Source organism: Algoriphagus sp., from assembly GCF_024305035.1.
Lineage (GTDB): Bacteria > Bacteroidota > Bacteroidia > Cytophagales > Cyclobacteriaceae > Algoriphagus.
Map to the genome: position 1 here is coordinate 148,148 of NZ_JAMWZB010000007.1, position 9,130 is coordinate 157,277.

General features: G+C 42.8%; 6 protein-coding genes. 3 read left to right on the forward strand and 3 right to left on the reverse strand.

The genetic code is table 11. The annotated features are described in order from the left end of the window. Nucleotides 1-266: 266 nt before the first annotated feature. Together Q0L00_RS05650 and Q0L00_RS05655 are read right to left on the reverse strand one after the other, a co-directional pair. Nucleotides 267-899, reverse strand: coding sequence for a response regulator transcription factor (locus Q0L00_RS05650; protein WP_297335894.1), 633 nt, complete (start codon nucleotides 897-899; stop codon nucleotides 267-269). A gap of 70 nt (nucleotides 900-969) precedes the next feature. Continuing rightward, nucleotides 970-3,963, reverse strand: coding sequence for a sensor histidine kinase (locus Q0L00_RS05655; protein WP_297335895.1), 2,994 nt, complete (start codon nucleotides 3,961-3,963; stop codon nucleotides 970-972). Between the two features lie 190 nt (nucleotides 3,964-4,153). On the opposite strand from Q0L00_RS05655, the gene Q0L00_RS05660 reads away from it, so the two are divergent. The 3 genes from Q0L00_RS05660 to Q0L00_RS05670 all read left to right on the forward strand — a co-directional run bounded on the left by Q0L00_RS05660 (nucleotide 4,154) and on the right by Q0L00_RS05670 (nucleotide 7,821). Next, nucleotides 4,154-4,951: a glucose 1-dehydrogenase gene (locus Q0L00_RS05660; protein WP_297335896.1), complete on the forward strand. Its 798-nt coding sequence runs from the start codon at nucleotides 4,154-4,156 to the stop codon at nucleotides 4,949-4,951. Nucleotides 4,952-5,154: 203 nt separating this feature from the next. Beyond that, the gene (locus Q0L00_RS05665) at nucleotides 5,155-6,657 is read left to right on the forward strand and encodes a hypothetical protein (protein WP_297335897.1); all 1,503 of its coding nucleotides are present in this window, start codon (nucleotides 5,155-5,157) and stop codon (nucleotides 6,655-6,657) included. A 180-nt stretch (nucleotides 6,658-6,837) separates the two neighbouring features. Beyond that, nucleotides 6,838-7,821, forward strand: coding sequence for a serine hydrolase domain-containing protein (locus tag Q0L00_RS05670; protein WP_363318513.1), 984 nt, complete (start codon nucleotides 6,838-6,840; stop codon nucleotides 7,819-7,821). A gap of 331 nt (nucleotides 7,822-8,152) precedes the next feature. Here the strand turns inward: Q0L00_RS05670 and Q0L00_RS05675 are convergent, their stop codons facing one another. Then, nucleotides 8,153-9,034, reverse strand: coding sequence for a S41 family peptidase (locus Q0L00_RS05675; protein WP_297335899.1), 882 nt, complete (start codon nucleotides 9,032-9,034; stop codon nucleotides 8,153-8,155). Between the last annotated feature and the right edge of the window lie 96 nt (nucleotides 9,035-9,130).

Sequence of the window (9,130 nt, forward strand, 5' to 3'; positions counted from 1 at the left end):
AGGTTCAACTTTTCCTTCGCCCAAGCATCCGGTCATTGCCCAGAGCAAGAAGATCATTTTCCAAAAAGGCTTCATCACTTTGATTTTCAATTAGCATGGGACAAAATTGCCGCAAAAAACCTTATCCGAAAATCACATAAATGGGTGTAAAACAATAGGATAGGCACAAAAAAATCAAAAAGATGTGAGTCTAATCAAGCTAAAAAAAAAGAGGACCCCCGATTTTTGAAAATCATGGAAGGTCCTGGGCAGGAATTGGAATTCCCTTAAACAAGTTTATCCCGAAAAGCTTTGGCTACTGCCTCGCTTTTGGAATTGACATGGAGCTTTTCGTAAATTTTTTTGATATGGGATCGCACGGTATCTATGGCTATAAACATCTCCGAGGCGATCATCTTATAGGAATACCCGTTAACCAGCCATTGTAAAACTTCTTTTTCGCGGTCGGTAAGATTATAATCATTTTCTACCGCAGGCTGGATTTGAGAAAACATTTTCAATACCTGAGCGGCCACCGAGGAAGTCATCGGTGCCCCGCCTGTGGAGGCTTCCAGAATGTATTCCAGTAATTTGGCTGGCGGTGTTTTTTTCAGGATATAGCCATTGGCACCACTTTTTAAGGCTTCAAAAATGTTTTGATGATCATCAAAAACAGTCAGCATCAACACTTTGATTTGCTCATCGAGTTGACGGATGATCTTCAAGCCTTCCAGGCCATTTACTCCGGGCATATCAATATCCATAAGGACTACATCCGGTCGAAAAATCTTGATCTCCTGAGCCACATTGCTGCAATTTTTAAACGCAGCCAAGACACTATACCCCTCACTACCGTCGATCAGCATGGTAAGTCCTTCTCGGAGCTGAGGATTATCTTCATAAATTAAAAGCTTGATCATAGTTTTGAGGTTAACCATATAAAATTAACTTAGCCAAAAATGGCTTTCAATCACATATTTAGGTTGTTTTTCATAAATGGACTTTCAAAATCAATTCAGTCCCTTTTCCGGGATGGGTATTAATTTCCAGAATTCCTCCGAGATTTAACGCTCTTTTTTTCATATTCTCCAGGCCATTACCTTCATCCAAATCCTCGATTTGAAACCCTTTGCCATAATCCTTTATTCGCATGGTAAAAAGACTCCCCTCCAGACCAAAGGCAATGTAAACCCTGGATGCACCCGAGTATTTTGCGGAGTTATTGACTCCTTCTTTGAAGATCAAAAATAGATCTCTTCGGGCATCCATGCTGAGTTTCAAGCCAAGGATCTGTGGATGTACTTCCATCGAAAAGACGATATCCTTGCTTTCAAGGACCTGATTGGCAAACTCACGCATGCGGGCGATGAGCTTTTCCATGGAGTCGTTTTGAGGCTTGATGCTCCATACGATATCGTCCATGGACTCCATCATACGCTGGCTGTTTTCGGATATTTTCGAAATGTACTCACTGGTTTTGACAGGATCGGTACCAAGTTTGGTTTTGGCCATAGAACTGAGGATATTGATCGTACTCAGGGTAGAGCCCATGTCATCATGTAGGTCTCTTGCCAAGCGGCTTCGGAGTTTGACGACGGCCAAAATCCGCGTTAGGTTCATCCGGTAAATCAGAAATACCATTCCCAAAAAGAGCAACCCGAGAAATGCTTTAAACCACCAAGTCTGGACTAGGCTTGGTTTGATTTCAAAAGCATAAATGGATGCCGCTGAAAATACCCCAAGCTCATTGGCAGTTTTTACCTCAAACTGATATTCACCCGGAGGCAAAAGCGAATACACTGCCTGAAAATCATCTTTTGCCTTTACCCAATCGGGATCCGCACCTACCAATCGATAATAATATCCAAATCGGTCTTGAATCGGAAAATTCAACACATTGAAGTCAAAAGTCAGGCTATTCTGTTGGGAAGAAAATATTCGTTGAGAATTTTCCACAGTTCCGTCACCTACATAGATGCCAAAAAGACTCACACTACTGATGGTGGGTTTGGGGGGCGTTAGATTCCGGTCAAACTGTAAAGGATCAAAAATCAGCAAGGCGTTATTACTCACAAAAGCCAAATATCCATTGGACAATTGCATCCCAGAATAACCATCTGACGGTAGCTGAGCAAAAAAATGATTCTTCCCGAAGGATGAAAAAGTATTGGTCGTCACATCAAACCGCGTCATACCGTTTGGGGTGTAGATCCACGCGAGTCCGGTACGATCTGAGGCCATATGTGAGATCACATTACTCACCATCCCGTCGGAATAGGAAAAAACGCGGTTTCCCCCAGTCAGGACATTGTATTTATTGAGCAATTCATAACCCATGAGAAAAATACTGTCATTAAGTTGATGGATTTTTTCAATTTTATTGGAGTTAAGAAGTTGATCATCGAGGTGTTTAAGAAGTTTCCCATTTTCGGGATCAAGTATATAAACGCCTTCATTAATTGTAGCAATCCAGATTTTTTGGTCCTTACTCACCAGGAGCTTTGGGATAGTCCCCCCTACTTTATGGAATTGGCTAAAACCTTCCGCTTGAATTCCCTGTCCAGTATATTGGACTACTGTGCCATTTTGAGTACCAAACCAAAGATCGCCTGTGCGATCTTGTGCTATGGTCCTAATAGTGGATCCTCCGAAAGCCTCAGGACTGAGAAAGGTAGATTTCCGAGTATTCAGATCGATAATTTGCAGATTGCCTTTTTGTAGCGCTACCCAAATTACCTCCCGTTTTTTGTCATGGAATAAATCCCATACTTGATTGTATTCGATTAAAGGTGGACGATTAATTGCGGTCCATTCGGCATCCTGCTCCTGTTGGTTTTTAAAGATTTTGATTCCCCGACCCCAGCTGCCCAACCAAATGGAGGTATCTCCGCGGTGAATCACCTCTTCTATCGATTGGAATTCGTAATTCCCTTCTTGGGTATCGAATTCCTTGAAAAAAACTGCGGGTGTCTCCAGATGGATAAAGTACAAACCCTGATCGGTGCCAAGCCATATTCCTTTGGAGGGATCCCATATCGCTTTGGTTATTTTGTCAAACACAAAATTCCGCTGGACCAGAGGATTGAACTGTCTTCTTTTACGGTCATAGTCTGCCAAAGCCTGAACCCCATACCGCCAATACTGACCATCCGGCAACTCCAAAATACCATAGACCTCTTGGTAATTGGTAGTCCCATTTCGCAATTCCTCCTTATGATTTTTCCATGTCTTGGTTTGGGGTTGGTAGGAAAGTAATGCTTCATCAGGATCCCAATAATTAACCCAAAAAACATCCTCTTGATCTTGATAGACATTGATTACATGATGAAAATCCTTGCGATTCAACAAAGCCAGATTTTCAGGGTTGTATTGGGCGGTGTATACTTGATTAGTGGTAGGATCATAGACCGCGATTCCCTCCAAACAGCTGATCCAATATCTTCCTTCCCGGTCCTCAAAAATGGAATTGGGGCGCCACCCCTCCGGAAATTTCAAAGGTATATTTTGATCTGTAATTTGTCTTTTTTCAGGATCTATCCACAGAATTTTGTCTTCTTTAAAAACGATAAAAACATTTGCTTTCTGATCCATCCACAGGGTTCCCCAACTGGATCTTTTCTGTTCGTTTTCAAAGGGGAATGGAATGAACTCCTCTTTTTCGGGAATGTAGATCCCATACTCATCACCTATTCGAAGCCACATTTTTCCAGATCGATCCTGATGGATTTCATAGACTGGAAGGCTAGGTTGCTTGACCCCATCAATTTTCACCTCATAGGCCATAAATTTGCGTCCGTCAAACCGCTGTAGACCATTGGGAGTACCAATCCAAAGAAACCGGTTTTGGTCCTGATGGATTGTCAAAACCTGATTGGAAGAAAGTCCATCAGCCAGCCCAAACCGATTGATAAAAAAACGGTTTGCCTCAGCCTGAAGACTCAAGTAGCTCAATAAGCTGAGAAGAAAAAGAAATATTTTTTTCATATTTTCTAGCTAAAAATAAGTGATTTAGAAAAATATCCATCTTCCTCTTTTCTCGAATCACATGATTATGTGGTTCATGCAAAGCAACGTAATGGCCATTTATAGCGTCATCAGAAACAAAGAGGCGCAACATAATCTGCATGGGTTAATTCAATTGTTTCTAAAGACCGACAAACTCTCGATAGGATTTATGAAAAGATTACACAATAAAACAGCCTTAATCACCGGTGCAGCTCGAGGAATAGGGGAAAGCATTGCTCGGATTTTTCACCAAGAAGGTGCGCGGGTGATTCTCTCGGATATCCGAGATGAACAGGGAAAAGCCCTTGCCAAAGAACTTGGCGAAATGGCCTGTTACACCCATCTTAATGTAAAAAATGAAGGAGAATGGCAATTGGTTTACGAAAAGCTGCTACTGGAATTTGGAGGACTTGATATCCTAGTAAATAATGCCGGAATCACGGGTTTTTTGGAAACCAAGGGCCCATTTGACGCTGAAAATCCGGACATGGAGTCTTTTGAAGAAGTACTGCGGGTCAATCTCAACAGTACGGTATTGGGCTGCAAATACGCGATCCCGCTCATGAAGCGAAAGGAAAAAGGCAGCATCATCAATATTTCTTCACGCAATGGTCTTGTAGGCATTCCCGCAGCGGCAGCTTATGCGGCAAGCAAAGCTGCGGTAAGAAACCACACCAAGTCCGTTGCCTTGCTCTGCGCTGAAAAAGGCTATAAAATCCGCTGCAACTCCATTCATCCTGCCGCCATCATGACTCCGATGTGGGATGCCCTGCTCGGAGAGGGAGAAGCCCGAGAAAAAATGATCAAAGATGTGGAAGCGGAAATACCCTTAGGGCACTTTGGAAACCCGGAAGATGTGGCCTTTGCTGCCTTGTATTTGGCTTCGGATGAGTCTAGTTATGTCACCGGAATAGAACTCCATGTGGACGGGGGGATTTTGGCTGGTTCACAGGCAAGACCGGAATAAGCCTTTCAAAATCCGGGCAAGGGAAATTCCCGGTTTGATTTCTTCACGTTGATCTTCAGACAAGAATTTGGGGTAGTTAAAAAGCTCTTTTTTAACGATTGGTCATTTTTTTCGGGTCCCCAAGCAACCCGACCCTGTTAAAATCAATCCACTAGATTACCGAAAGGATAAATTCTCCGCTCTTCTGTAATCTAAACCCACCTATGATGAAAACCATTGGAGTTTGCTTCTTATTTGTATTGATTTTTTGCGGATGCAAAAAAGAGAATGAGTTCCCAAACCTTTCTTTTGAGGTAAAAATGGATCATCAAGTTTTTGGTAATTTTCTACGCTTTACTCTGCTGTCCGATCCTGAAATCTCCAGCTCCGATTTAACTTTTTCCATCGGAAATCTGGAAGTCTTCCCTGAAAAAACTGAAAATGGGGAATGGGTTCTGCCCTTAAAAGGATTTCCTGCGGGCACTCATCAGCTTAACGTATCCCAAACTTCCAATCCGGAGAATAATGAGATCAGCATTTTTGAAAAAGCTGCTTTTCTACTGGAATTGGGCATAGATCCCAGCCTGATGGAGGATCAAGTGAGGCATCATTTAGTCCTCTGGAATGAGGCCGGCCAAACCATTTGGGTGGAGGAACTGGCTCAGGCAGGTGAACACCGAGTTGATCTTGGCAGCTATGAATTTGATACTTTCTCGTGGGGAATATTCACCGAATTTGATGAATATCATCAGGGCTTGGGGCAAGTTTTCGATGGAGTCTCTCTGGGAAATTTTTTCCCACTGGGTGTAACTCATCAAGACCATCCTCGATTTGGTACCGCTACACTAAAATTCCAACAGATTCCTACTCATCAGGAATACTGGATCGGAAGTCGAGGAAGTTTTTCCCACGGACAAAATTTACCCCCCACTCTGCCCTTATTTTTGGATCTAATTCCGACCCGCTTTTTTGTCCGGCTAAAGCAGGAAGGGAAAACTTATGCCCAGTTTTTTCCGGAAAGGGCCACTTTTTCTGGCGAGACCATAGATCTTAACTTGAGTGCTATGAATTTGATGAATTCTCAAAGCATCCGCATTTCCAAAGCGATCTCCGGATCTTATTCTGTATATGGATTTGAATCCGTTTCAGACCTCACTAGCCAAACCCCATTGGAAATAGGGCCTTTAAGTGGAGAGCTTAAGTTGAATTTGATAAATTATGCTAGCCTTTTCCCCAAAGTCGAATTTCAGCTAAACTATGCAGAGGATGACTTCCAAATTTTCTCCAGATTTAGGGCGGTCCAACTCCCAACTTATATACAAACTTTTGATGCGGATGTTTCCATCTTAAATGAATCTAAACTCCTAGTCAAGGGAACTTCCGACTTACTGTTTACTACCTGGACAGGAATGGATTCTAAGGGTACCGATTGGCTGATCGTGCGCGTGCAAGGACCTGATCAGACTCGTCTACTCGCACCCTTAATCGCATCTGAAGCACTCCATCTCGAAAATCTCTCACTCAACTCCATTACCTTGGAAGAGAGTGACTTGTTAGACAATTATTCTGATTTTCTAAGTGATTTTTCTCTTGGAAAAAGTCGAGACTACTTCCAAAATTCTAGTAGGTTCCACTCCAAGATCAAGTCACTGGCCTCTGCTAGGATTCAATCCAAAACATCATTTCCTCCATCCTTTTCTCGCTATTCAATATTCCAAATTCATTGATAGGAAATCGAGTATGACCAAATAATCACACACTGGCATGACTACCAACCCTGCGAGATTCCATCTGACCACTAAAAAACAAATTATAAACCCATGAAAAAGCTCTCACTTCTTTTGATGCTGTTTCTGCAATTCATGTTGCTTTAGGCTCAAGATCAAACTGACCTATTTATTGACAGTGTGATGAAAGCACATCATATTCCCGGTGCAGCTGTGGCAGTAATTCAAGACGGACAGATTCTTAAAAAGTGTGTGTACGGAAAAGCAAACCTGGAATGGAACCAGGAAGTAACTTCCAACAGTCCTTTTCAAATGGCTTCCGCCACCAAACTCTTCACAGGAGTTCTCCTGGGAATCTTGCATGAGAAAAAGGTGATTTCTGTCGATGATCAGCTGGAAAAATACCTGGACTCCCTTCCAAACAGCTGGAAAACAATCACCCTTGGTCAGCTCGCTGCACACCAATCGGGAATCAAAATAGTCGAACTCGAAAAATATCACGACCTCCATTCCGCCACCAAAGCAGCCATGGAGGAAAAATTAGAATACGAGCCAGGTACCCAAGAATATTATGTCAGTGCAGACTATGCTTTCTTGAACCAAGTTTTGGTAAAAATTTCGGGTAAATCCTTCCCTGAATTGATGAAAGAAATGCTGCTGGATCCCCTAGAATTGCACCATACTGGATTTGATCAGCGTAAAGATGAGGGATTGTTCAGCACCGCTGACCTAATCAAAAATCGGGTGGAAGTTTATGGCTGGGCTGAAAGCCGGCACTTTATTTCAGACATGCGGTTCCCAGACTGGTTTTACCCAGCCGGAGGAATATATTCTTCTATCGATGATTTATCCAGATTGATGAAGGCCTTAGACCGAGAGGAATTAATTTCTACTTCTACCCAAAAGCTAATTTTCGGACCTAACCCCCTAAAAAACGGAAATCAATCAAATTTTGGATTGGGATGGATTACAGAAACCTACCAGGGACACCGCTTGACTGGACACAGTGGAGGGCCGGCTTTGGCAGATGTAATCCGTTTTCCCGACTTGAAGATTAGCATAATCGTATTGACTAACCGACGGGGAGGTTTTTATCCATTTTTGTCCCGTGGGGTAGCACGATATTATATTGATGGACTGGTCATGCCGGAGATCCCACAATGATCTTTAACTTCATTTGACACCCTAATCTAAACCCAAAGATCGGTTGCCTGAATCTCTTGGTTTCTTTTTCCTTCAGGGCCAAGGATTCTTTAGTAAATTCTGAAGATCTACTTTTAAAAGTGTTTCCGAATCAGCGGAAAAGCTCTGCATAGGCGACCGATGACCCAGCCACGGCTGGTAGGCGAAGCCTTCGAGCATGAAACTTTCATGCTTCTTTTAGGTCAACTAATTTTCTTACTGGTCAGAAAACGGGCATTCAATTGCTTTATCAAAAAAGGGTCGGAAAACAAATTTCCCGACCCGCCTGCTTTACGCAAATAAGACCTTAAAATCAGTCCAACTTAAGCATAGAATAAATACGGTTTCCTTCTTTGACTTGATTTGGGTTTGTTGGATCCGGTACCCATCTTCCATCTATTACCAATTGGTAACGGTGTTCACCGGGAATTACTTCGACAAATCCCTTCCAACCCTGATCGGTTTTTTGGAGAAAATTAGTATTGGTAGCCCAGAAATTGAAGGTCCCCGATACCAGAACTTTCTTTGCCTCCGGGTAGCCGGTGAGTGAAATTTCAACACGCGTCAACTTCGGGATGGTCTCCTTCATTTTTTCCAAATTTTGATTCAACTGGCTCGCCTTTTTCGGATCTTTTTCAGTAGCCAGAAGCTCCTCCAATACCATCACTTGACCTTGATGAAGCGCAAGAGCCGCATGCATTTCCACATCCGGCTGTACTCCTACAGCCTCCCAGTTGGTACCAGTTACTGAATTGATCGAACGCTCCATGGGAATAGTTACCAAGAAATTTTCAGAAAGCTGTACCGGGAACTTTGGATTAGCGCCTCCTTTTGTTACTTGACCTAAAAGCTTGGCTCGGCCTAGGTGTTTCATGTCATAGGCAAATTCTTCGCCTCCAGAAAAGGTCCGGCCACTGGTCAGGATATACAAAGGTTTACCTAAATATTTTGGTCCAGGTACATAGGCAGCGCTCCACATCTGTTTTAAGGTGTTTTTTTTTCGATTTTCGAAATCAAAAAGGTGAACGGGCTGATCAAAGAAATATCCGCTAAAAAGTGGGATCATATTGGGATCCAAACTTCCTCTACATTCCCGTAAATCCAGGATCAAGGCATCAGTTTCAGAAATAAATTTCATCGCTTCAAACAGACTGTCTGCACAATGGGTGATTGGACCAAAAAAGGGAATCTCCAAATACCCTATGTTTCCATCAGGGAAATCGCTTTTAGATTTTCAGGACTTTAGATCGGTACTCATCATCCAGAGCGGCGAGTAGTCTTTTTGAAGGCT

Excerpts from the sequence above, each read along its gene's own strand:
- Q0L00_RS05665 (WP_297335897.1), top strand. The coding sequence starts at position 5,155 with ATGATGAAAACCATTGGAGTTTGCTTCTTATTTGTATTGATTTTTTGC.
- Q0L00_RS05655 (WP_297335895.1), bottom strand. The coding sequence starts at position 3,963 with ATGAAAAAAATATTTCTTTTTCTTCTCAGCTTATTGAGCTACTTGAGT.
- Q0L00_RS05660 (WP_297335896.1), top strand. The coding sequence starts at position 4,154 with ATGAAAAGATTACACAATAAAACAGCCTTAATCACCGGTGCAGCTCGA.
- Q0L00_RS05650 (WP_297335894.1), bottom strand. The coding sequence starts at position 899 with ATGATCAAGCTTTTAATTTATGAAGATAATCCTCAGCTCCGAGAAGGA.